Annotated in this window: 19 protein-coding genes; all 19 read right to left on the reverse strand. The window is 50.0% G+C overall.

Translation table 11 applies throughout. From position 1 onward, the window contains the following. Positions 1 to 105 precede the first annotated feature (105 nt). Positions 106 to 1,005, reverse strand: a complete 900-nt coding sequence (locus H8B09_RS12495) for an ABC transporter ATP-binding protein (protein WP_191203879.1) — start codon at positions 1,003 to 1,005, stop codon at positions 106 to 108. Positions 1,006 to 1,009: 4 nt separating this feature from the next. Beyond that, positions 1,010 to 3,862: an ABC transporter permease gene (locus tag H8B09_RS12500; RefSeq protein WP_191203880.1), complete on the reverse strand. Its 2,853-nt coding sequence runs from the start codon at positions 3,860 to 3,862 to the stop codon at positions 1,010 to 1,012. A 34-nt stretch (positions 3,863 to 3,896) separates the two neighbouring features. Beyond that, the gene (locus H8B09_RS12505; protein ID WP_224753558.1) at positions 3,897 to 4,931 is read right to left on the reverse strand and encodes an efflux RND transporter periplasmic adaptor subunit; all 1,035 of its coding nucleotides are present in this window, start codon (positions 4,929 to 4,931) and stop codon (positions 3,897 to 3,899) included. Then, a complete protein-coding gene (locus H8B09_RS12510; RefSeq protein ID WP_191203882.1) occupies positions 4,909 to 5,613 on the reverse strand; it encodes an ABC transporter ATP-binding protein in 705 nt (234 codons plus the stop codon). Before H8B09_RS12510 ends, H8B09_RS12505 begins: the two co-directional genes overlap by 23 nt. 32 nt (positions 5,614 to 5,645) lie before the next feature. Continuing rightward, entirely contained in the window at positions 5,646 to 6,647 is a 1,002-nt protein-coding gene (locus H8B09_RS12515) for a LacI family DNA-binding transcriptional regulator (protein WP_191203883.1), read from the reverse strand. A gap of 120 nt (positions 6,648 to 6,767) precedes the next feature. Continuing rightward, positions 6,768 to 8,174 carry an ABC transporter substrate-binding protein gene (locus H8B09_RS12520; RefSeq protein ID WP_191203884.1) on the reverse strand — a complete coding sequence of 469 codons (1,407 nt, stop codon included), beginning with the start codon at positions 8,172 to 8,174 and terminating at the stop codon, positions 6,768 to 6,770. A gap of 170 nt (positions 8,175 to 8,344) precedes the next feature. Then, the gene (locus H8B09_RS12525) at positions 8,345 to 9,334 is read right to left on the reverse strand and encodes a carbohydrate ABC transporter permease (protein WP_191203885.1); all 990 of its coding nucleotides are present in this window, start codon (positions 9,332 to 9,334) and stop codon (positions 8,345 to 8,347) included. Between the two features lie 4 nt (positions 9,335 to 9,338). Then, on the reverse strand, positions 9,339 to 10,202 hold the full coding sequence (locus tag H8B09_RS12530; protein ID WP_191203886.1) for a carbohydrate ABC transporter permease: 864 nt from the start codon (positions 10,200 to 10,202) through the stop codon (positions 9,339 to 9,341). Then, the gene (locus H8B09_RS12535; protein WP_191203887.1) at positions 10,202 to 12,487 is read right to left on the reverse strand and encodes a DUF5696 domain-containing protein; all 2,286 of its coding nucleotides are present in this window, start codon (positions 12,485 to 12,487) and stop codon (positions 10,202 to 10,204) included. The genes H8B09_RS12530 and H8B09_RS12535 overlap by 1 nt, the downstream gene beginning before the upstream one ends. Positions 12,488 to 12,498: 11 nt before the next feature. After that, a complete protein-coding gene (locus H8B09_RS12540; RefSeq protein ID WP_191203888.1) occupies positions 12,499 to 13,113 on the reverse strand; it encodes a YIP1 family protein in 615 nt (204 codons plus the stop codon). Continuing rightward, complete coding sequence (locus H8B09_RS12545) at positions 13,100 to 14,590, reverse strand: hypothetical protein (protein ID WP_191203889.1); 1,491 nt, start codon at positions 14,588 to 14,590, stop codon at positions 13,100 to 13,102. The genes H8B09_RS12540 and H8B09_RS12545 overlap by 14 nt, the downstream gene beginning before the upstream one ends. A gap of 8 nt (positions 14,591 to 14,598) precedes the next feature. Next, positions 14,599 to 15,471 (reverse strand): carbohydrate ABC transporter permease, encoded by an 873-nt coding sequence (locus H8B09_RS12550; protein ID WP_318152602.1) that lies wholly within the window; start codon positions 15,469 to 15,471, stop codon positions 14,599 to 14,601. A 7-nt stretch (positions 15,472 to 15,478) separates the two neighbouring features. Next, entirely contained in the window at positions 15,479 to 16,438 is a 960-nt protein-coding gene (locus H8B09_RS12555; protein WP_191203890.1) for a carbohydrate ABC transporter permease, read from the reverse strand. Continuing rightward, the gene (locus H8B09_RS12560) at positions 16,435 to 19,416 is read right to left on the reverse strand and encodes an extracellular solute-binding protein (RefSeq protein ID WP_191203891.1); all 2,982 of its coding nucleotides are present in this window, start codon (positions 19,414 to 19,416) and stop codon (positions 16,435 to 16,437) included. The genes H8B09_RS12555 and H8B09_RS12560 overlap by 4 nt, the downstream gene beginning before the upstream one ends. 539 nt (positions 19,417 to 19,955) lie before the next feature. After that, complete coding sequence (locus tag H8B09_RS12565) at positions 19,956 to 20,831, reverse strand: DUF92 domain-containing protein (protein WP_191204508.1); 876 nt, start codon at positions 20,829 to 20,831, stop codon at positions 19,956 to 19,958. Between the two features lie 56 nt (positions 20,832 to 20,887). Continuing rightward, the gene (locus H8B09_RS12570) at positions 20,888 to 21,625 is read right to left on the reverse strand and encodes a glycerophosphodiester phosphodiesterase (RefSeq protein ID WP_191203892.1); all 738 of its coding nucleotides are present in this window, start codon (positions 21,623 to 21,625) and stop codon (positions 20,888 to 20,890) included. Positions 21,626 to 21,766: 141 nt separating this feature from the next. After that, entirely contained in the window at positions 21,767 to 23,122 is a 1,356-nt protein-coding gene (locus H8B09_RS12575) for a CapA family protein (RefSeq protein ID WP_191203893.1), read from the reverse strand. Positions 23,123 to 23,336: 214 nt separating this feature from the next. After that, on the reverse strand, positions 23,337 to 24,284 hold the full coding sequence (gene hemH / locus H8B09_RS12580) for a ferrochelatase (protein ID WP_191203894.1): 948 nt from the start codon (positions 24,282 to 24,284) through the stop codon (positions 23,337 to 23,339). After that, entirely contained in the window at positions 24,277 to 25,350 is a 1,074-nt protein-coding gene (hemE, locus tag H8B09_RS12585) for a uroporphyrinogen decarboxylase (protein WP_191203895.1), read from the reverse strand. Before hemE ends, hemH begins: the two co-directional genes overlap by 8 nt. Between the last annotated feature and the right edge of the window lie 212 nt (positions 25,351 to 25,562).

Consider the following 25,562-nt stretch of genomic DNA (forward strand, 5'->3'; position numbering starts at 1 on the left):
AGTTCATTATGTACAAAAAAAACTCCACAACCAAGGTCTAAGGGAAATTAACTTCCCTAAGCGGTTGCGGAGTATGTGTTTGAACCCTATGATCACACGTTCTAATTAGCGTTCGATCTTAGCCGTCTCTGGCGGCGATAGAACAATGCGGCCGTCTTCCCATTCGACCTTGACGCGTGTATGGTCCTTGAACGCTTCATTATCGAGGTAAGCTGCCGGAATCTGCAATCGTCCAGCTTTGTCAATGACGGCGTATTCGACGTGCGTCTCAGCCTGCTCGGCCTGGCCTTGTGCATTGAAGCTTATCTCTTCTTCGTCAGCATCGGTTTGCGTCCGAATCATCTCCGAAGAGGTACGGCCGTCCCGTATCGCGACGACGCGATCTACCTTGCGTGCAAGCTGCGGATCGTGGGTTACGATAACGATCGTAAGTCCCATCTCCCGGTTGAGACGGCGGAACAGATCAAGCACTTGGCTTGCTGTCTTCGAGTCGAGCGAACCAGTAGGTTCGTCGGCCAGCAGAAGGCGCGGCTGATTCGCAAGCGCAATCGCTATAGCGACACGCTGCTGCTCACCGCCCGATAGCTCGCTCAGCCGATTATGACGGCGATGCTGGAGTCCGACGGCCTCAAGCAGTTCAAGCGCTCTCGCCTTCTTGCGACGACCCTTCAAGAGAACCGGAAGCTCAATGTTCTCTTGCGCGGTCAGATACGGGATCAAGTTGCGCGCGTTGTTCTGCCAGACGAAGCCTACCGACTCCCGTTTGTATCGGATAAGCTGCCGATCAGACATCGTCAGCATGTCCTTGCCATCGACGAACAGCTTGCCTGCTGACGGACGATCTAGTCCGCCGAGCATATTAAGCAGTGTCGATTTGCCGCTGCCGCTCGAGCCGATGATTGCCATCAACTCGCCGTCTTCCACTCGCAAGTCCAGACCTTGAAGCGCTACAACTTCTAGATCAGAAGATTTATATATTTTGACAAGCCCATCGCAATGGATCATGCGGTTACTCCTCTCCCAGCTTCAACGCCTGATGGACACGGATGCGGAACAGTCTCACGCCTAGTACGATCAATCCGATTACGAGCATGAACAAGACGACCGTCAGCAGCTGAATGTAATCCGTCATACTGTGTGCAATGCGGAATGGCAGCATCTGTACCTTCGTATCGAACGACATTCGGAACAGAGGGACGAACCACTCGCTTGTGAAACGGCCCGAGACAAGCCCGATGATTACCGCTATACCGGAAGTTAACAGCTGTTCGCTTATGAGCATGCCGATCAATTGACCGAATGGAATACCCATCGCACGAAGAATGCCGTACTGTAACGTTCTTCCCGACAAGGTCAGTATCCAGAACAACAGGAAGCCGCTTAAGCTAATAAGCATCGATATCACGAAGCCCAATGTCATGACGCCATTGATCGCCAGTCGGAATGGATCGTTACGCGATTCGATCAACGCTGAATTGCGGTCCACGATTTTCACCATCTGCATCTTAGCATCCTGGATTTCTTGATACGTATCGCCTGCATTCTTGCCATCCTTGAGCTTCAGCCACACTTCATACGGCTCAACGGCCAATCGGTTCTGAATCGTATCCAGATGACCAATAATGAGCTTCGGCAGTTCGCCCGACTTGCCATCTGTCGTTAGACCGGCTGTCGGATTCCATGAAGGCCAATAATCTACAATGCCGTATACGACGAATGGAGAGGAACTAAGTTTACGCCAACCAACGTTGATTGTGTCGCCAACTTTAATGCCATTAGCTTCGGCCAGCGTTCTTGAGATCAGAACAGCTGTTGGCTCTGGTGCAATTAGATTCAAGTACAGATTCATATGATGGTCCAGCAGGTCGCTTCGCAAGCTCGCCACTTTACCGAAATCATCGGTCTTAATACCCATTAACTCCGTATCAACAGAACCTTTGCCTAGGGATACCGTCGCATCTGATTTAATAAACACCTGTGCAGCAGCCTCTACACTATCAAACTTACTGTATCTTGCGAAGTCAGGCTCTGTATATTGAATCCGTTTATTCGGATCCGCCGCTGGCACATTAGGGTTCGGTGCTCCGGTTGATGGAGGCGGCGCATCGTTCTGCCAATATTCGGTCAGTACAATATCCGCGCCCATCGAGTAATTGATTCTGTCTTCTAGGTTGTTATTGATTGTTCGCGCCGAGTGGGCACTGAACAATCCTGTTGCAACCGTCAGAACAAGGAACATCTGGATCGTTAAGAATTGCTTCGATGAACGGCTTGTCTGCGTCAGTACCGAATAAAGCGCAGGCGGCCACCATCTTCTGCCGATCCGGTAAATCAATCGAAGCAGCCAAGGATAAATCCGCAGCAGCAGCAGCCCTCCGCCGAAAGCGAACATGGCTGGCGTCAGGAACAGCATCGGGTCAATCTGCAGAGCTCCGCTATCGATGCCAAGCTGATCAAAGTTATCCATCTGCTTCCGGAAACCTCTCAGCAAGTACACCGACACACCAAGAAGAATGACGTCCAGTACAAGCTTATGCCACATCGAAGTGCCTTCGCCACGCGAGATGCTGCGTTTGCGGTCTACGATCGAGACGTTCGCAGCATGAATGACTGGGATAAGCACGAGCAAGATAGCGCCGCCCATTGCATAGGCAGCCAATCGAACCGCGTCTTCCGTCAAATGCACTTCAAGCGCTGAACGGTCTACGAATTGCAGGAATCCGTTCGCAGATCCAAGCACTTTAGTAAACATAAGTCCGCCGAAGACGCCTATCACAAGTGCTGGTATGGCTAGTAATATGGCCTCTATGGCGTATATCCCGATAATCTGGATCTTGCTTGCTCCCCGGCTTCGAAGAACAGAAATTTCGGTCTTCTGACCTTCTATCATTTTGTTCGATATCAACAGCAGATAGAAAATAAGCATCAACATTAGCGGCGCATACAGCGCCCAGAGCAGTCGAGTCAGACGCTCCTTCGTGTCGCCATATCCCTTAAGCGTGCGCAGTGCAGGGAATTCCAATTGGTGCGTGCCAAGCCGATTGTCGAAGTATTTGTCGATACGACCCGCTTCACCGAGAAAGATGTTAAGATTAACCGCTTTCAAATCAGGGTAATTAAGCGCAGCCTGATATTGCAGAGACGAGAGATCAAGTCTGGACAAACCAACGATTTCGCGATCGAACAATTCGAATGGCACAAACATCAAATTGCCGATGCCTTCGAGTTTGAATCGCAAATAGCTTCCTGTCTCCGGTTCTTGCTGCTCAATCAGACCAACTGGCTTGAACTGCAGCGTCTCCCCAGTCTTACTGTTACTTATCTCGAGAATGCTGTTCAGATCGCGCTTGAAATCAATAAGGAACTTCTGAGTAACGAGCGTCTCGATGACGCCATCTACCGGTTCTGCTGCTGGCATTCTGCCATCGAGCAGTTTGATATGCTTATCCAAATCCGATACGGCAACGACAGCAGATAGTCGATTCATCTTCTTCTCTGCTTCGGTAGCATCGGCAGCATATGTCGTATAAGTACGTGTCGCCCGATACTTCTGATAAGCAAGGACACCCATATCGAAACGCTGGAATTCCCTGTTCATGAATTGATCGGCGGCTACGACCCGCTGCGGCAGCTGTGTGACATCCGGTGATACCGATGTCGATACACGGAACCATCCTGGATATTGTTCGGATGATTTCTGCAGGTTCTGAAGCTGTTTCTGCATCGTCTGCTGCAGAATGGCATCCGTATACATTGGCATTGAACTAAACAATGCTGCGCAAATGAGCAAACCAATCAGCAGGTTGAATTGAAGCCAGCTGTTCTTGCGCATTTTACGGATAATCATTGTAAAGATCGCCACACATTGCACCCCCTTCCGCCTGTATGGCAACCTATTAGTTGTTTAGAACGATTTGATCGCCTTCCGATAAGCCGCGACGAATTTCGACTTCGGTAGGTGTCGACATCCCAACTTCTACGTCTACTTCCTTGCGACGGTCGCCGTCCAATACTTGTACATACTTGCGGTCTAGATAAGTGCGAAGGCCTGATTTCGGAATAATGAGTACATTTTGTTGACGCTGTTTGAAAATTTTGAGTTCGGCCATTGCGCCGATTTCACCTTTCAAGCCTTCACCATCAACAATGAGTCTTTTGGCGTTTTTATCGTTCACTTGCTGATTGCTAGAGAAGGCAGACGAGCTTGGCGTCTGTACGACTTTGCCCGTAAGTTCTTTACCGTCGATCTTAATTTCAACTGGCATGTTAGGCTGTAATGAAGAAAGTTCTGCGGGGTCATCTGTTGTATATACCAACTGAATACGCGACGGGTCAGCGATCGTTAAGACCGTATCGTACGCGTTCATGTTTTGTCCGAGGGAGAGATCTGCCAGATACGTGACGACGCCATCGATTGGCGCGACAAGACGCAAGCTGTCCCATTGCTGTTGGAGGTTGTCCAACTGCAGCTGGACCGACTTCAGATCCAGTTTCTTGGACTTGATTTGATCTTCATTGCCGCTCTTGATGGCACTCTGCAAATCGATCTGCGTGCGCTCGTATGAAATCTTCTGAAGCTCGAGTCTCAGCTTCAAATCATCGCTGCCTAATTCTAGTAGAAGCTGGCCTTTCTTAACCGTGTCGCCTTGCGATACATGGACGGCTGCGAGCCTTCCACCGCTTTGTTTGAAGAATACGTCTTGCTGCGATTTCGACACTACGGTTGCGATGCCTTTAAAATAAATAGAGAGCTCGCCTTTCTTGACATCGACGACATCAAATTTCTGTTCTGCTGGCTTCACGAGAGGCGGCGGAATCGCCTCTTCTTCCTTCGGCAGCAGGGAACAGCCTGACAATGTTGCGACGATTAAGCTAGCGACACCGACACCAGAAGCAATAGCTTTAAACTTATTCCTCATTGGCCTTACCAATATGCCCATCCTCCAATGCGATCGTCTGATCCATCATACTGAGCACGCTAAGATCATGCGTTGTCATAATAATCGTCATGCCAAGCCGATCTACGAGCTCACGAAATAGTCGGATTACGGAACGTCCAGTCTTCGAATCCAACTCAGCGGTCGGTTCATCTGCCAGCAATAGGACAGGATGATGGGCGATCGCCCTCGCAATTGCCACCCGTTGCTGTTCACCGCCCGACAACTCGCCGGGCCGATGCTTCATTCGCTCTTTCATCCCAACTTGTTCAAGCGCCTCTTCCGCCATGCGGCGCGTTTGCGAAGAGGCAATCCCTGCAATGCGCAGCCCAAACTCCACATTCTCATAAGCAGACATTAACGGCATCAATGCATATGATTGAAAAATAAGACCGATTCGCTGCCGCCGCAGCTGATTCCGCTGCTTCTCCGACAGAACGGTCAAATCCTCGCCTTGCAGCAAAAGCCTTCCTTCAGAAGGCCGATCCAGCGCACCGATTATGTTCAATAGCGTAGTCTTCCCCGATCCTGAACGGCCGCGGAGCGCTGTAATCGTCCCTTGCTCTGCTGTAAAGCTTATTTCACTCAATGCTTTGACTGCACCGTCGCCTCTGCCGAAAACGCGCGTTACTTTATCTGCAACAACCATAGATGTACGCGCCTGCTCGACTGTCATCAGCTTGTCCTCCCTTCATGTTACTACCAGCATTATCGAGGAACTGATGTAGACTCGCGAATAATTAACTCGATTGGCTCAACGAGAACGGGCGGCGAATAATCCGGGTTCTCTACCAGCTCTATCAACTGGTGAATAACTCTCTCGCCGATTGAGAAGATGTTCTGGCTCACAGTAGTAAGGCCAGGCTTAACTATTGATGCGAAAGCTGTATTATCGAACCCGACTACAGACACATCGCCTGGTACGCTTAGTCCTGCGTCTGCAACCGCATTCATAACACCAAGCGCCATAACATCGGACGTACAGACTACTGCCGTAGGTCGGTCGGGTAGCTTCAACAAATTCTGCATCGCATTATAGCCGCCAGCCATATCAAAGTTGCTAATCTCTACATAATTAGAATAATACGGAAGCTGGAATTGGCGCAAGCCTTGTTGATAACCCTCGAATCTTGTCCGCCCCGCTACATAACCCAAATAACCGGAAACGAATGCAATCTTGCGATGTCCAAGGTCATACAGATGCTCCATAACCGTCAGAATGCCGTTGCGGTTATCCGCTGTAATGTATCCTGCGCGGCGTCCAATTAAATCCGTATCGACGAACATCGTAGGCAGTTCCGCCTTGACCAAATCCATCGGAATCTTATTATCTCTACCGACACCGAATACGACCATTCCATCTACGTTACGGCTGGAACAATGACGAATAACCGAGTATTCCGGATCGTTGAAATCAGCCGACAAGTGCAGTAAGTCATAGCCACTTGAAGCCAATGCCTTCTGCATCCCTGACATTAACTCAGATACGAAAGGGTTCGTCATTATGTTGTGCAGCAAAATACCGATCGTCCACGAACGCTTCTTTACAAGCCCTCTTGCAACAACGTTAGGTTCATACCGGAGCAGCCGAATCGATTCATTTACTTTCTTTCTCGTCTTCTCGCTAACATCCGTATAGTTATTGATCACTTTGGATACGGTCGTAACGGAAACTCCCGCATGCTTGGCCACATCCGTAATCGAAGCCACCGCTATCACCTCATCAAGTCGGAATGAATCCCATTTAGTGTCTATTATACACCATATCCTACACTCTAGCAGAAAAGGGTCGTCAGTGGGACGACCCTTTATCCACCAATCTAATAAAAATTATTGGAGTCCGAGTTTTGCTTTCAATTCATCTTTTTGTACTTTGATTTTTGCTTCGATGTCGTCTTGAATCTTCTGGAGCGCTGCTTTCGAGTCCGTGTTTTTGTCGATTGCATCTGCGATACCTTTGTTGAAGATATCCGTTGCATCCGTATCGAACGGCGTCGATACCCACAGCGTGTTGATTTTCTGAGCCAGCGGGTTCCAGATCTCGTTGTACTTCTGATCGCCCAACATTTCTTGCGTTTTGTCTGCTACTTCAGGGAACGACCAAGCCGGGATGTAACCTGGGGAACCGCCTTGTTCTACGAATGCTTTTTGACCTTCATCCGAAGCCAATGTGAATTTCAGGTATTCCCAAGCAAGTTCTTTGTTTTGGCTTTGCGACAGGATCGACATCGTCGAGCCGCCGTTTGCCGACGTCGTGCCGAATGGCAGCGTCGTCGTTCTCCATTTGCCAATCGTATCTGGAGCTGCGTCTTTGATCGTGCCAGTAGCCCAGCCACCGTAGTACAGCATTGCGACTTTGCCAGTAGCGAGTGCTTGTTTACCGCCATCGCACCACAGTGCGCAATCTTTCAGCGCCAGGTCAAGTTGTTTTACTTTCTTCGCCAGGTCGAGACCATGGGAGAATTTCTCATTGTTACGAACATAGTTCAGACCGCGATCGAAGAAGCCTTCGCCACTCGTGTACAGGTTGAAGATCGTGTCGTTCTGCTCAAGGACATAGATGCCTTTAGCTTTCAGCGCTTGCGCCATGTTCAGGAAGTTGTCTTCGTTAGCGATGTATTCGCCAAGTTCAACCGGATCCGAAGGGAAGCCGTTTTCTTCGAGAATGTCAGGGCGATAGAACGTTACCATTGGTGGAATGTCCCATGGCATACCAAGCAGCTTCGTACCATCAAGGGAGTGCCAACGCTGCCAATTCGCGTCCGTGAACTTGTCTTTCAGTTCAGCAGCATTGTAAGGTGCTTGCAGAAGGTCTTCCAGACCTTCGCCTGTGTTCATCGTTGAGAACCAGCCGCCTTCGATCATGGCAACGTCAGGACCGCCCGTACCTGTTGCAAGAGCGTTCTTTAAGTTTTTCTGCATATCGTCCCAGCTCAAGATCTGGAAGTCAAGTTGAACATTCGGATATTTCGCTTGGAACGCTTCGTTCATTTTCTCATGCGTATTCGTAGCGAATGTCCATACCGTCAGCTTGCCGGACAGATCTTTAGGCGGTTCTGCAGCCGGCTCTGGATCAGCCTTCGTGTCATCCGTTGTGGCAGGCGTTGAATTATCAGTCGTTGTTGCCGTCGTATCTTTAGGAGTCTCTTCTGTCTTTTTGTCGTCGCTGCCGCACGCGCTAAGCAGCATGGTCAAGGAAAGAATGAACACGAGTGCCAAAGCAAAGCTTTTTTTCATGTTTTCCACCTCATCAATTTTTTTGTTTGTTTAAACGTTAAACGATACCCCTCTTGAATTTACCCAATTCTTATGAACTCCTTTGTCTGAAGCCACAGGACGTCTTCTAGCGACGTCTCCTGGGCATCCCCCCTCTCAAGTATGAAACCTATGTGGTACGCGCTTGCTAATTACTCACCTGCAATACCTGCTCGTTCAACACTTTCAACGAAGTAACGCTGCGTGAATAAGTAGAGGATAAGCATTGGGAGAATCGTCATGAGCGATCCTGCCATTACTCGGTTTGCGAACGTAGGAACAAGTCCGGTCAAATCGCCGGTCATCGCAGCCGTACCGTTCTGAAGCTGCAGCTGACTTTGGCCATCCATAACTTTGAGACTCTGCATCAGGTTGAACTTATCTGCTATCGTTGTGAACAAGCTTGGCTCGAACGTGTCATTCCAATGCCATACGAGCGAGAACAAGAATACGACCAGCATCGCCGGACGCGCCAGCGGGAACATAATTGACCAGAACGTCCGCAGCGCCCCTGCGCCGTCAATGCGAGCTGCCTCCTCCAGCTGCCCTGGCAAACCACGGAAGAACTGAAGGAAGATCATGACGAACAATGCACCACGTAAACCGTGTCCGAATAGTGCCGGTATAACGAACGGGAAGTACGTATTCATCCAGTGCAAGTCACTGTAGAAAATGTACAGCGGCAAAATAATCGTCTGCGGCGGTACCAGGAACGTGAAGAGTAGAAATCCCAGCAGCAGCGTATAACCAGGGAACCGGTAACGAGCGAAACCATATCCGATGAATGCGCAGCTTGCGATCTGTACAAGTGCCGGTATCAGTGACGTAATAATGCTGTTCTTGAATTTAGGCAAGTAATCCAGCGCTTCCCACGCGTATTTGAAGTTGCTGAAGTTCAGCTCCTTCGGAATCCACTGAACCGAGGCATCCGACAGGTCGGATGATTGCATCAGCGATTTACTGATCAAGTACAGCATTGGATAAATGAAAACGAATGCAAGACCAAACAGCATCAAGTAATGGAACACCCAGGACGCTGTGGAGCGCCCATACCGTTTGGCTGCCGGTACATATGGACTCGTCTTCTCGCGTCCCGAAGCAAGCGTCTGGCGGATCGTGGCGGCAACGTTGTTCGACTGCATCTGATCAGCCCCTTTCCCTTAAGCTGTTCCGGAACAAGTACAAGACGATTCCGATAATGACGAAGGAAACTAAGAAATAAATCCATCCCAGTGCAGCGCCGTAACCGAAATCGTTCTTCTTGAACAGGACATCCATGATGTAATCCATGATTGGATTGCCTGCCTTCGTGAAAGAGTTTACGATACTGAACAGCGCGTTGACGAGAATCATCGGCGTAATCATCGGGAACGTTACTTTCCAGAAAATTTCCCAAGGCGTTGCGCCGTCCACCTTCGCCGCCTCGTACAAATGCGCGGAAATCGACTGCAAGCCTGCTAAGAAAATGAGAATTTGTACGCCAGAATCCCACATCGATAGCGAGAGCGACTCCAGAATGCCTAGCAGCGGTCTGACCAGCTCGACGGGCATGATGCTGCTAAGCGTCGAAGCCAAGTCGTATTGCTTGAAGATCGGCAAATTCGCTGCGCCATCCTCGCGGAGCTTCGTTAGTACCGTACCCGATGCGATAATGACCGGCAGGAAGAAGATCCCGCGGAATATCATTCTCCCTTTAAAGTTGCGGTTGAGCAGCAGCGCCGTAAACATCGCGAAGATAAGAATAAGCGGTACGTTGAAAATAAGGCCGCTAACCGTTCCCATCAGCTTCGGCGTGAAATCAACGTCGACCGTGAACGCTTTTCGGAAGTTCTCGAACCCGATATAGTGGGCTTGGAGGCCTGCTGTTTTGATCTCCAGCTTACTGAACGAGAAGTAGAGCGATCGAGCTAGAGGTACGGCCATGAATGCTAGAAAGCCGATAACCCACGGCAGCGTAAACATATAGCCTTCCAAGTAATGCCGCGTCCGCATGGACAATCCTTTCTTCATTAGCCATTACCTCCTTTCTGAACCGCGTAGCCGTAAGCATCAATCGATTGACCATCGACCGTCACCGCTTTGCGGTTATAGTTGACTGTGACCTTCGTTCCATCCGCGTAGGTAGTGCGATAAACGTTGCGCTGCACCGTCGCATGATCGACGATCGCTTCACTGGCTAAACTGCCAAGAACGCCTGCAATTTCCTTGTACGTCGAAACGGTCTCGGTCGACCAATAGCTCCATTGACTGGACAGCAGCCAGTCGAACGAAGTACGTTTCAGATCAGCCGGGTCGTTATACGACAGCTCGAACGATGGCATTGCGCCATACTCGAGAAGCCGCAGCTTGTGTACGCGTGGATCATCTTGCAGATTATAAGGATCGGCCGAATACGGAACGAGTCCATGCAGTGCGATCTGATAGAACGGAACCGTCTCATCCATGTAGACGAAGTGGCTGGAATCGATCGGCGCATTCTGGATGTTGTCGGTATGTCCGAGCGTATAGGCAAAGCCATATTCGACTGCTGAACCACCTGTTGATTGCTTCATCAGATCTAGCGATTTCTGCCATACGCCGATTGTCTCGTTCCGCATGAACGGCGGGTTGGGCTGCTGATCCGAGTACAACGTTTTGCCCATGTACTCCAGCAGGACACCACCTACACCTAAATCAGCGTAATCATCCGCTTCCTTCGAGATATACTTATCGAACACACGCTCCGGCTTCATCATATAGAAAGCCTCGCCCGACATCTGATTCGTGTCGTAGAACGGCGTGTATACTTTCATTGCCTCGTTGTTCAGACCACGAATGGCGTCCTTCGACTTCGTTACACCATCGCTTGAGCTGATCTCTTTGACGTAGTTAGCGCGGAGATAAAGCTTGATGCCTTTCTCCTTCAAATAAGTAGCAAGCTTCTCTAGTTCCTTATTGCCGCCTAGCGCGCTTTCTGCTGGGAAATGATCAGGCTGATCGCCATACTTACCGTCATTGTTCCAGCCGTCATACGTCAACTCAATCTTCGTAATCCCTTGCGCTAACAGGTCATCTACGATCGACTTCGCTTGTTCGAATGTCGTCATCTTGATGAACTTGCTTCCGATGATTTTGTCCTCGATACCGCCGCCGAACAACGTCAGCTTTAGTGCACTGCCATCCGAATCAGAAGTCTTGAGCCCCTTCTCCTCTGTAAGGTAGGTGCGGTACGACTTCGCAAGTCCAACATAGCTCGCGTCGTTGTTCTCAAGCAGTTTGAAAGCAATCGTCCGATCGCCAGGGATAAGGCCCCGCTGGATAAGCGGGATGTCGCCTGAATTGCCGACGAAGATAATATCGCTGTTACGATACATAAACTCCACGCCCGCGCGATACAAATTGATGTTGCGGATACCCGAAGGCGTCGCATTAATCTTCGCATCTGCATCGCCTGCCGTAATAATGCCAAGCAATCCCTTCTTATTCTTGCTGTATGTACCGAATACCGGCAGTGCGATCTGCTCGCTTGGCGGCTTTGCATTCATTTCCTCTTTAATCTTGACGACCTTCTCGACGATGTTCGATTGGAAGGCATAATCTCCGCCGTAGACAAATTCACTATAGCTGTCAAAAGTGTTCGGCCGCGTCGGCTTGAAATCCATCAGCGCGCCGGAGCCGTCCGGTACGAGGATCGCACCATCCGTGCCAGGTTCGCCCGCTTCCAGGAATGGCAGCACTTCGAGACTCGAAAGCCTTACCTTACCGTTCTCCTTCACGGAATCGAACGGAATATTTACTTTGAAACCGTCTGCGGTAAGCGTATATTCCATCGCCAGCGAGATGCCTAGCTCGGGCATGTCATAGTCGAAACGAACGCCATTATCAATCTGAGCCATCGTGATGGCAGCCTTTGCTTTCGACGGATACGTCGACTCCATGCTTTTGCCATTCGAATATTTGATCGTGATCGGGCTCTCGATAAATTTCAGATTGTTTGGCGGCATTGTACTGTCAACTGGCGGTGCGCTGAACCATTCTTGCCCTGTCTTCTTGCTTACGACCCGTACTTGACCTTCCTTGCCGTCCGTATACAGTTGATAGCTATCATTCTGCGCTACAAGCTGCGTTGCCTTGACTGGCGTTTTCGTAACGGTCGGCTTCGTTTCAGTCGTCGCTGCGGTTGCATCATTGGTTGTTACAGCATCCGCGCTGCTCTCCGTTCCGTTCGAATCAGAAGCACCGAATACCGGGATTGAAACAACTGCCAGAAGAGTGGCCGTCGCAAGGAGCAGACTTTTTTTACGATTTATCCTCATGCCATCTCCTCCTAAGACCTGTAACGAATCTCTTTCAGAATGTTAACGACGAATACGATCGCCTGGTTCACGAGTCCGTAGATCATCACGATAATGAGCCACATAATAATCATGCCGAGTATCGAGAGCAGAATAATGCCGACTGTCTTACCGAACTCAAAGTCGTGAATAATCATGACTTGCAGGAACAACATGACCGCCATCCAGCCGTACATGAAATAGTAGATCCCGCCATAAATCGAAATCTCTTTGAGCGTCAGCAGGTTGCTGAGCAGCGATACTGGAATAATCAGGACGATGTAAGGCAAGTACACATAAGAGCTGCTGATCAATATATCTTTGAACTTGCCTTCACCATCGATGATGGTAGAGACGGCCCAGTTGGCGATAGCCCATGTGACCCACGGAATGACGATCCACAAAATTTCGATCGGCACCGAGACATCCACAGCCTCCCTCGTTCGGAAAGCGAACCCGGAAAGCATTAGACTAACAATTCTGGCCACACAGGCGAACGCCATGATCGCAACCGCATTGATTAGCTTCGCTCGCTTCTCGAACTGGATATCGTAAAAGAAATCGAACGGATGAAAAAGGGATTGTCGTACGAGTTTAATGGCTTCCACTGACTCCCCCTCCTTTCATGGTGCCGAGGAATTCGCTTCTTTTCTTGGCAATTTTGCGTTTGCGCATATACCTCAGAAGCACTTGCAATAGGATGAAGCAGATGATCACAATCGTCATAATCGTGCCGAAGTGGGCTTTAATATAAACCTTGCGATATTCGAACATCGCATCGGAATAACCACCCCGGTTCAAACCTAGCTTGAAGTATGTCATCGCTTCCTTGTACTTGTGCTGACGGTAGTACGCTTTGCCGATTGCTGTATAAGCCATGTCGTACGTGCTGTCCATCTGGAGCACTTCCTGCCAAGGCTTCATCGCTTCGTTGTATTTGCCGTCAACATACAGGATCGATGCCTCATGCACCTTATCAGCGAATGGCGTCGGATAGAAACGATCGATACGGCTGCGCTCACGGTCGGCGACGTAGATCGCGCCGTCCGAAGTTTCCGCAACGCTTGTCGCCGTCTTGAACAGTCCGTTCTGATTGCCTCGTCCGCCAAAGATGAACAGCAGCTTGCCGAGCTTATCGTATTGGTACAGCTCACCGTTCGTCTGATCGAGCGCCGTGATGAAGCCGTCTTTGCTGACCGATACGTCGACAATCGTCTCATGCTCGACCTCGCCATCGACCTCTTTCATCCAGTAGTCACCATAACGGTGAGTGCCGGAATTCAGCGTATCGACGCCAACAGCACTGAGACGCTTTACTTGGTCGAATCGAATGCCAAGACTTGTCGTATAGATGAAGCCTTCATTATCTTGGAACAGATTAGAGAATTCTGGCGGTCTGGCAGATGCAAGCTGATCCCGCTGCTCCTTCGAAGCGATCAGTTTCACGAACACGCGAGTCATCGAGAACGGGACATGGTTCGCTCCATAGAAGCCGGCGAACGATCCGTCTGGACGAATCTGCATAAGTCCGAGCGAGGAACCTTCGCTCGATACGAACATGTAGCCACGTTTGTCGACAACCAACTTCGCTGGAGAATAGTTGAAGTCCGAGCCAATTAATTCGCTTTGCGGCAAGCCGAATTCACGGTCGAATGTGCCTTCCGGCTTATATACGACTATCCGTTTGTTGCCCGTATCTGCAACGTATACGCTATTGTCCTTCGCAACGAATAAACCTTTCGGTCCGTTCAGCGCTCCTTTACCCTCTTTGTCTCCGTAGATGGTAAGAACAGCTCCCGTATCCGGGTCCATATGTACGACTCGATTATTACCGCTGTCGACCACATAAAGCGTATCGTCTGGTGTAACGAACAAATCTTCTGGCGATTTGAAAGATCCGGACGTCATGTCATAGCCGTCGAACGAATCCGCGTACAAATAACCGTTAAGCGCAGGCTTATCGTCATCCTGCGAGTTGTAGATGTAGCCGGTGTACGGCGATTTCGCATAGGCAGCAGCCGGTAATACGAGCGCCATGGCGCATACGAGCAAGAGGATGCGTGTGTAATTACGAATCGATTTCATCTGCGACATCACTCCTTGATTCCCGAGTGGGCCATCGTCTCAAGCACCATCCGTTGTGTAATTACGAACACGAGGATCGTCGGTACGACCATCAAGAAGCTCGCAGCTGCTACCGTGCCTGTCCGGGCAACGACGCCGTATCCGCCGCTCAACGTCTGCAGCGCCAGCGGCAGCGTTTTCATATCCTCGGTTGTTGTATAAATGTTCGCAGCCCACGGATCGTTCCATGCGCTAATGAAGCTGAACAGTGCCAGCGTCGCCCAAGCTGGCTTCAGCATCGGCATGACGACTTTCCAGAACGTCGTCCATTCGTTGCCCCCATCTATTCGTGTTGCCTCAAGCAAGGCATTCGGAATTTGATCGAGGAACTGCTTCATTAGGAACAAGGATACCGGTGCTGCCAAGGCAGGAATAATTAACGCTACATACGTATTGATAAGTCCCAGCTCTTTGATAACGATAAACTGCGGAATTTGCGTAACTTGCGGTGCGAACATTAGCGCAAGCAGAATCATGTTGAAGATGAATTTCTTGAATGGCATATCGTGCTTACTTAGCGGATAAGCGGCCATTGCGGCAATAACGATGCTGCCTACTACGATAAATGATGAGACGACAATACTGTTGAAGATGTACCGGGAGAACGGTACGATCGATGTTCCAGTCGCAAGAAGCAGATCCTTAAAGTTCTTCAGCGTCGGATTGACGACGAAGAACCGCGGCGGGAACAAGAACAATTCGGAAGTCGGCTTCAGCGCTGACGAGAACATATAGACAAGGGGCGCAAGCATAAGCAGACCCAAGACCGTCAGGAATGTATATAGAAAAATTCCGCTGAAGTCAAAACGTTTTCCTTTAACGATTGATGATGTGCCAATCACGCTATTTTCACTCCCCGCTGCCCAGCAGTCTGAATATGACACGGTTCAAACCGACCATCATTAAGAACAGTACGACTGCAATTGCCGTTGCGTAACCCATCTCGAAGCGGATGAACGCGTAGTCGAACAAGTGCGTCATGACGGTATGACCGGCATACAATACACTCGGCATTCCGAGCAGTTGAATACTAATGTCGAATACTTGCAGTGATGATACAACCTGCATGACTGCACCGAAGAGCAGCTGCGGTTTGACCGAAGGAATGGTGATGAACCACAGCTCTTGGAATCGATTCTTAATGCCGTCAATTGCACCTGCCTCATAATAATCACGAGGCACGTTCTGCAAACCTGCTAAGAAGGCCAAGAAGCCAATCCCCATACTCATCCAGAGCGAAACGATAATAAGCACGGGCATAATCGTCTTGATGTTCTGCAGCCACAGCCACGGTTCGTTAAGAATACCCAGCTTCATTGCCCAGTAGTTAATGAGGCCATAACGGTCACCTGAGAACATATACAGCCATACGACCGAGATTGCAATGGAGCTCGTAATCGCCGGCGTATAGAAACACAACGTGTAGATGAACCGGTATTTCACTGGAATCTGACTAATCAGCCATGCGAGCAGGAACGCCATTATATAGCCGACCGGACCCGTAATGACTGCGAATTTGAGCGTGTTCGCAATCGCTTTCAAGAATATGTCATCATCAACAAACAGCAGCTTATAGTTCGACCAACCGATAAACTTCGGCGACTCGATCATGTTGTAGTACGTAAAGCTGAGCGCGAATGAGGTGATGACCGGTATGATCGTAAACAATGTGAACAGCAGCAGGAAAGGCGCTAAGAAAAAGTACGATACTTTATGCCGCCTTACCTCTTTCCACAGGATCGCCAGTTTGCCTGGCGATCGCTTCGCTTGGACGGATGGTCGCGTCAGTTCGACGGTCGTGTTGCTCATTGCCCCCCGCTCCCTTCATTACTGAGGGAGGAATCGACCTTCAAGCCGAATTCCTCACGTTTTTTGTTGATTTCCTTATCAATGCCAAGCACGCCATCCTCGATTGCCTCACGTTGGTTCTTGCCATTAAGAACGACCTCGTTCCAGATGTTAGCCACCATCCGTGTTGTGTAGTAACCACCGAGAACGATTTCCCTTTCTTTGAACCAGTTCCACTGATCGAGAATCGAGTCAATATCTTCCGTTGGCCAAGGCAGACGTTTGATTGCCTCTACGTTTGCCGTATTCCAGCGAGCTTCAACGCCCAGCAGCGCTTCAAGTTCTGTCCCGAACTGCTCTTGCACATCGGCACTGCTCCACCACTTCATGAACGCCCATGCTTCATCCTTCTTATCGGACTTCTGGAACATGACACTTGTCTGCGCCAGACCGCCTGTTGTCCGATTGATTTGACCGTCAGCCTGTTCGATACCCGGCATCGGCTTCATGCCCCACCATCCCGTAAGCTCCGGCGCTGCCGTCGACAGCAGGACGTACGTGGAGTAATCTGCGATACCGATCGGCATCTCGCCCGTTCTGAAACGGTTGTAGAAGTTCGCATCTTTGTTGATCTTGTAGTTGGTGAACAACCCCGTCCACATCTTGAATGCGTTCATCGCTTCCGGTGAATCCAGGTTAGAGGACATGCCGCTATCCTTGTAATAGTCACCTTTATTCTGATACAGGAACGGCGAGAATTCATTGATCGCCAGATCCGGGTTCAGCGGAGCATGCGGATAGTAGAAATCCATGCCTTTCTGCTGAAGCAGTGGAATGAGATCCATTACTTCTTCCCATGTGTCTGGGATTTTCGTTACGCCAAGCTGATCCATAATATCTTTGCGATAGAACAACATGTTGAAATTCTGCGTATCCGGCAGTGCGTAGTCTCCACCGTTGAAGCGATATGGAATCAGTGCGCCTGGACGGAAACGATCTGCTACGTCTTTGTAATCCGAGAACGTATTCAAGTTGACCAGCGCATTCCGTACCGCATAATCGATAGGCACCTGACCGTCTACACCAAGCGCTACGTCAGGCTGCAGGCCTGCTGTTGTCGATAGCAGCAGCTTGTTCTTGTCGCCTGTCGGAATGACGTTGATGTTAACCTTAATGCCTGTATTTGCTGTAAAATCTTCATCCGCTAGCTGCTTGATGATAGCGGCCCAATCGCGGCCATATGATACCCATACATCCAGCGTTTTCTCGTCTGTCGAGGAATCGCCAACGCCACGATAGTCCTTCTGGAAGCTGAGGAAGAAGTCATGCATCGACGTCCAAGTGCGCTCGAACCAGTTCGCATTTACTTTCGGCCATTTCACATCAGCCGATTTGATCTCGATATAGTCAAGCTGCAGCGACTGCTGGCTGAGACCGTTAATCCAAGTACCTAACGACGTCTGCGTATCTGTCATCTGCACCAGTCGACCAGGAATCGTGTCTGGGTCTTTCGCCATGTTGAGCAGTTGATCGCGTGCGATGCCAAGCGGGCTCACTTGCGAGCTGCCTTTTGTTACGCCAAGCGAGTACATTTTCTTGATCGCATCATCGAGATCGCGAGCCATCAGATGCAAGCGAGGGATGAGATTCGGAATCCGCTTCTCCAGCTTCCAGTCCCTGTTCTTATCGGGGTTCGTACCTGTGTACAAAATAACTTCGCGGCTCAGCAGCGACATCCGCTGCGATACGCTTTGCACCTTCTCGAACGTTTCGCCCAATGCACCGACCTGTACGACCATCCGCATCGTGTGCTTGCCTTTCTCCAAATAGAACTTATAAGGCTTATCCTCATCATCCGTCAGCTTCTTCAACTGCCAGAAGCCGCCGTATTCGAAGTTAACCGCATTCATTTCTTGGAACGGAATTTGACCATCGATGTAGATTTGACGTTGTACCGGAATGCCATCCAGGAACCAGCTGCCGTCACGCATGCCAATCTCGTACAATCCGGATTCCGGAACCTCGAAGTTCCACTCGCCCCACTGTCCGCCAGTACGCCATGAGCCGCCGCCGAACGTGTTCAAGCCTACGCCTTGCTTATTGAAAGGCTCAGTCGCTGGATCGCGGTTCTCCACGCGGCGAAGTGTCGGGCTTGACTTCAGCGTCGCTTCCTCCGCTTGGATCTTAATCACTTGACCCGAGCTGTCTTTATAGCCTTTCGCCTCATACTGCGCTGCGACTTCTTCATAGGTCGGCAGGTGCACCGGCGAGAAAATGTGAAGCTCGCCGATTGCGCCAGGCTCACGAATCGAAGTAATTCGAATCGTATGTGTGCCTTTCGTCAGATGGTAGCGCAGCGCTTCGTATGCTTTGCCTTCCGAATCTCGGAAGTCTGCATACTGCCATCCGAACACTTCTTCTTGACGAGGGTTATATTCGTTATGCTGGCTGTCAGTCCATACCTCGCCAGCTTCTTGCCACATCCGAAGAAACTCCAGCTTCTTCGATTGCATGAATGGGAACTTCCCGTCGATCTGTACCGTGCGAAGCAGCGAAGCACGTTTGCCCTCAATCGCGTAATACTTCATGCCCATCTGATAGAAGCCGTCGGCCGGAATGTCGACCTTATATTCCACCCAGCTGTTCTCGTCTTTCAGAACAACGGATTGACCGCTTACCTCTCCAATATTGCTCTCGACCGATGCGCCTGTCGGCGACATCGCGGAGTATTTGTCGCCAGGAATCGTAATTGCTACCCCGTCTGTATCCTGTACGCCCTCTGCTTTCTCATTGCTGTAATACTTAAGGAAAGTCGGTTCGAGCTTGCTTGTTACCGATTCGTCTTCAAGGATGGAACGCTGGTCCACATTGCTGTATTCCGGTATGCCAGCCATTGCGTTATCATCGAAATTCCTGCCACTATTCCACCATAAAAAAGCTGCCGCTAGTACTGTAACGACGACGATCGTAACCGTATATTTGCGCAATATCCGCAGCAAAACAACTTCCCCCTCCGAACATCCAATAGTGTGTGTTCTTGTTATGTAAGCGCAATTAATTCCATTCACAGGCAATGAAACAGCCTGATCCTTATGGATGACTGCGCCAGTTAGCAGATCTCTCTACTTCAATCATTCAATTGTGAGGCTTGCTTGGGTTTAATCGATAATGTAAGAGGTATTGATGTGATGGTGTTGCGAATTCTAGTTTCGAGAATAAATTGAGAGGTATTACGAATTTACGAATTGCATAGGCAATGCGATTCAACGATTCAGGCGGGTGAAGCAGATTTTGTCGAGATAGCTCGCTGCTTCGAAATCGTTTTCGTATGGTAAGAATAAAAATAGCGAATTGAACTTCATTCCATCAGACTCATCATCGTAACGATGTTGTTACAGATAACTCCACTGGTAATGTAACTGCTTACAATCGCTTATACTCGTGATTATAGGTTCGCTTCGCGCTCTTGTCAATCATTTTATAAACCGTTTTCGGATACATTTTGTCGCACAATGTGGATGGTTTTAAAAACAAAAAATCAGCCAATAAATTGGCTGATTCCCCATGCAATGGCTCCTCCCACAATAGAAGAAGCGATATTCACCGCGTCGTTATCCATTCTGTACCATCCACGAAGAGGCTTGGTAGGCATGCTGCAATGAATGCTACGTTCCGTTTCACGGCCGCAAACGCTACATCGAAACATCGCTTGAACATAGGCTCCAAGCAGCGAATCGAAAAAAGTACCTGCAATTCCACCGAAAAAGGCTGCGACGAGCAAGCTGACGATCGGTATGTCTAGCGCCGCACCACCCTCCCGCCAATCCGACCCGATCAGCAGAAAACTAACTACTGCTAATCCAATTATTAATGATCCTGCAGCCGCCGCAACGCTGCCGGCAGCCGTAATTCCGCCGCTTGTTCCAGGCGGGACGGGCTTTCCAGTCCGGATCGACACTGGCGGCTTCCGGCTGAGCGAACCCAATTCAGTAGCCCATGTATCCCCATTAACAGCAGCCATTGCACCTATGAAAACGTAAAGCCATCCCTCATGAGGCATGATGGCATTGCCGATGCAGAGGGCTAGACCGATACCGCCATTCGCCCACACCTGACTTGCATCCCTAGCGCCGGTCTTTTCGTACAATGATTCGGCCGCTGCTTTTCGGTGTTGTTTTCGCTTCCACTTGGAAAGAAGCGTGGAAGTAGAGAAGAAGGCGAGCAGCGTGCCCATCCACACCAGCCCGCCTAACGTTGTATATCCCATTCCCATGATTGCAGCAGCTATTGCGCCACGTTTCGTCAAAGCCTTATGGCGAACTGCCAGCAATGCAATGGCACCTCCGCCAATTGCACCAATAACAGCTCGATAAGCTAGGCCTGAAGGATCATCGAACAACCATCCAGGCTCCATTATCTCGTTAGACATGAAGCTTTCGCCTTACCTTTCACCTTATAAGTTTCGATAAGCTAGCTTTTCTTCTTCGGCACAATCGCTTCTCGCCACTTCTCCGGATAATTGGTGCAGATCATGATGTCTGGATCCATTGCCGCGTATTTCTTAATCGTTCGAACGTCATTCAATGTCCAGAGCATTGTCCGAATCGATGCAGCCTTAAGCTGCTGCAGCCGATCGGGATGCAATTGCCGGTAACCAAGCGATAGGAAGTCCGATCTCAATTCCTTAAGCTCATCGATCAGCGTATCCCGCCAACCATCTATAATCAAGCCTATTGCGATCTCTTGCGACAGCTTCCTAACTTCCTGAAGGATGGGCATGTAGAAGGAGGTAATGACGACATCATGCTGCAATCCATATTGATAGATCAGCTTTAATACTTCATGCGCAAGCCCTGGATAGCGTCCATCTGTCTTCAATTCAACATTCAGGCGGCAGCGGCCGCAGGTCAAGGCAAGCACCTGATCCAATGTAGGAACATGCTCCCCCTGATAAGAATCGCTGAACCATTCACCCGCATCCAGACGCTGAAGTTGTTCGGCGGTATACGCCTTCACTTCTCCCATCCCATTCGTCGTACGGCTTAACGTATAGTCATGAATAACGACCGGTATGTTGTCCTTGGATAGCTGCACATCAATTTCGATCCAGAACAGATGCTTCTCTTCCATCGCCAACGCGATGGCTGCCAATGTATTCTCCGGGGCTCTGCCCGACCAGCCACGATGCGCCACGCATGGATTCCGCACGGATTATTCCCTCCTTACATCAGGATCTTTGGACGGAGTTCAAAGTCACTCCGCTTTACATCAGGATCTTTGGACGTGACATCTGGATCTTTGAACGGAGCTCAAACTCACTCCGCTTCCCCAAAGTCACTCCTCTGCGCATCAGTGCGCAGTGATGACGCCGTCTTTATTCACTTTTACGCCAAATGCCTTCGAAATGCTCGTCAAATAATCAGTGAGTTCCTTCGCCTTCTCAGGCTCTACAGGCGCAGGTCTCGATTGATCCGACACCATCGGATGGAATGTAAGATCGCAATCTCCACCCCGCGTGCAGACTGCATCGAGTACGCCTGTTTCTTTGGTTCGAGGTGTTGTTGTTACATTAAAGATAAAATTGCCGAGGCTGTATGCGATCCATTTGCCTTTATATTGTTCAAACCCTTGCATCACGTGAGGATGGCTTCCGATGACGAGATCCGCCCCAGCATCAATAAACTGGCGCGCCAGCGTCGTCTGATGCTCAACCGGCTTATCAGCGCGTTCGACGCCCCAATGCACCATGATGACGACGAGATCCGCTTCTTCCTTAGCCTTGGCGATGGCTGCAACAGCCCTTCTCGAATCATATGCCTCAGCGACGCCTGGATGATTCTTATCTGCCTTCCATATGCCATCTGGCACGACGCGGCTGACGCTGAGATAGGCAACTTTAATGCCATTCTTCTCGAGCACAACCGGCGCGAACGCCTCTGTATCATCATTGCCGCCGCCGACATTCGCAATCCCGGCTTCTTTCAAATGCTTAATCGTATCTAGCAGACCTTCTGTCCCTTGGTCCAAGGTATGGTTGTTCGCAAGACTAACAATATCAAAGCCCGCTTCCTTCAGCGGCGGAAGTAAATCTGGCGATCCCTTGAACACATATTGTTTATTCTCTGCTGGTATGCCTCGTGTCGTGATTGGATTCTCCAAATTGCCTGCTGTCAGATCCGGACTTGTCAAATATTCAAGCGCGCCCGAGAACGGATAATCCAACCCCTGCTTGCGCATGGTCGTTTCCACGCTGGAGCCTAATAAGAGATCGCCGACAAAAGCAAGCCGAATCGTACCTTGATCCGACGCCGTTCCATTCGTACCTGCTCCATCCGTATCTGGATTTGCCGCTGCACTGCCCTCGTTATCTTCTGTTACCGTACCGGGACTGGTTTCGGATGAAGCATTGGGCGTAGCAGTATCACCGCCAGAAGTTGTTTCGTCAGTGGATGAATCCGCAGATCCAACTGCATCATCTGTATGAGCAGCCCCCTCATTCGGTTCTTGATTGGCGGAAGATTCATTGTGTTCAGCCGTCTCGGTTTTCGTCCCAGGTTCCTTGTTCGGGAAGATCGTCGACCAGAATACGGCGCCAAGAATAAGAATAATTGCTAGCATTACGAGATTAATAGCCGCTAAACGCCGAAAACGTCGGCTTCGTCTTTTCTTGTTCTGCTGATGCGTTTCCGAACGCGATACGTACATGAACGAATGACCTCCATTGAGAAAACCTCTATCGAGCAAGCATTGATAGATTAGGCAGTTTAATGAGACTTACCCATTATACCAGCATTCCAATCGTCCATGAAGCATGCGGAAGCACAAAAAATAACGGAGATGGAAGAACAATCATACTGTCCTATCGGACTAGCATAATCAGCTTCCAACTCCGTTTATTCACTATCTATTCATTCATTGATCAAATCGCCGTCGCTGCAACGATTGATTCTGCAAGTGTCTCCATATATAACGGATCGCTGTTCAACATTGCGATACGTTCCATCGACATACCCAATTCTGCCGTGAATGTTTTGGCCTCGATATCGAGATCATACAGCACTTCAAGGTGATCGGAAACAAAGCCGATCGGCGCGACAAGCGCTGCTTCATAGCCTTCTTCGCGCAATACACGGAATGTCTCAAGAATGTCCGGACCAAGCCATGGCTCACGCGTTCTGCCTGCGCTCTGCCATGTGAACTGCCAATCCGTTATCCCTGCCGCCTTCGCAACGGCTTCCGATGTTTCAAGAAGCTGCTTCTCGTACGGATCATTCATTTCGCGGATTTTCTCAGGCAAGCTATGCGCACTGAACAGCACTTTCGTTCTTACAGCTTCTGCATTGCTGCGCTCTGCGCGAACGGTGTCCGCGAGTTTCTGCAATCCGCCTGCCACACGTTCCGTCAATGCTGCAAGCAGCTTCGGATGAAGATGGTAGGACTCGATGCCCGTGAACTCGATACCATGCTCTGCTGCCTGCTCCTTCGCACGCTTTAAGTAAGAGCCTACGCTCATCACCGAATAATGCGGCGCCAATACGATGCCGATAGCCTGCTTGATGCCGTCGGCAGCCATGGTCTGCACGCCTTCTTCGATAAGCGGATGCGCATGCTTCAGCCCTTGATAGCATACGTAGCGGCCTGGCGCCACCTGCTCCAGCTTATCTTGCAACGATGCCACTTGACGGTCCGTATTCTCGCGCAGCGGGAATACGCCACCTACGATCGCTTCATAACGACCGCGAAGCTCTTCCAGCAGTTCTGGCGTCGGCGGATGACCGCGGCGAATATGCGTATAATACGCTTCAATATCATCCATGCTCTGTGGCGTCCCATAGGACATCACAAGCACGCCGATTCGATTAGACATGGCTATTCGCTCCTTCCGGACGGCTTGATGCAATGGCATTAGCCGAATATTGATGCACGAATGCGGTCAAATCCTTGAGCTTCTCCAGCGAAGCTTCAGGGAACAAGCCATGACCGAGATTGAATACGAAGCCTGGCTGCTCGAGTCCTTGATCAATAATGGACTTCGCATGCGCTTCAATAACGGATTGAGGCGCTGTCAGCACGACCGGGTCCAAATTGCCCTGCACGGCAAACTTGCCGCCCAGACGGCGTCTGCCCTCTGGAATGGATACGCGCCAATCAAGACCTACCGCGTTAGCCTTAACGTTATGAAGCTCAGTAAGCAGTTCACCAGATGCAACGCCTGGGAAGTAGATTTTCGGTTGCGGCAAATCAGACAGTTCTGCAAAGATCCGTTCAATGGTTGGCAGTACAAACGTGCGGAAGTCATGCGGCGCAAGTGCGCCTACCCAACTGTCGAACAACTGGAACGCCTTCCCGCCTGCCGCCATGTGCGCACGCAAGTATGCGATAACCATATCGCCGAGCTTGTCCATCAGCTTATGCCACACTTGCGGCTCGCTGTACATAAGCGCCTTCGTGCGCAAGTAGTTCTTAGATGGACGTCCTTCTATCAAGTAGCTTGCGATTGTAAACGGAGCGCCTGCAAACGTAATAAGCGGCACATCCAGCTCGCGATCGAGAATGCGGATCGTCTCAATGACGTGGTTTAGATCGCCTTCAACGTCAATCGGCTTCAACCGGTCCACATCTTCAGCGCTGCGAATCGGATTAGCGATAACTGGTCCGATATTGGCAACAATATCGAAGTCGATCCCGATCGAAGCTACTGGATTCATAATATCTGAATATAAAATAGCCGCGTCAACACCCAGCTTCCGTACAGGCATCATCGTTACTTCTGCCGCGAGCTCAGGCTGCCGGCAAATCTCAAGCAGCGAGTATTTCTCTTTAATTTTCCGATAATCGGGGTCGTAACGTCCCGCCTGCCGCATGTACCACACAGGCACGCGATCGACAGGCTCCTGCCGTACGGCACGAATAAATCGGTCGTTGAAGCTCATTTCCGTTCCCCATTTCCGCTATTATCTCTTCGTTTCCATTATGCCCGTTTTGGGAAGAGCTAACAACCGCCAGACTTCGACTATCGATGACAATACTTTGACAATCACATGAGGATCCGATGAAATTCCAGTAGGGCCCATACGTAAAATCGCCACAAAGCGTTATGCTATACAAGTAACAATTTTTACATCATCTACGAGAACGGAGGCAG

Origin of the sequence: Paenibacillus terricola (assembly GCF_014779765.1) — a bacterium.
Lineage (GTDB): Bacteria > Bacillota > Bacilli > Paenibacillales > Paenibacillaceae > Paenibacillus_T > Paenibacillus_T terricola.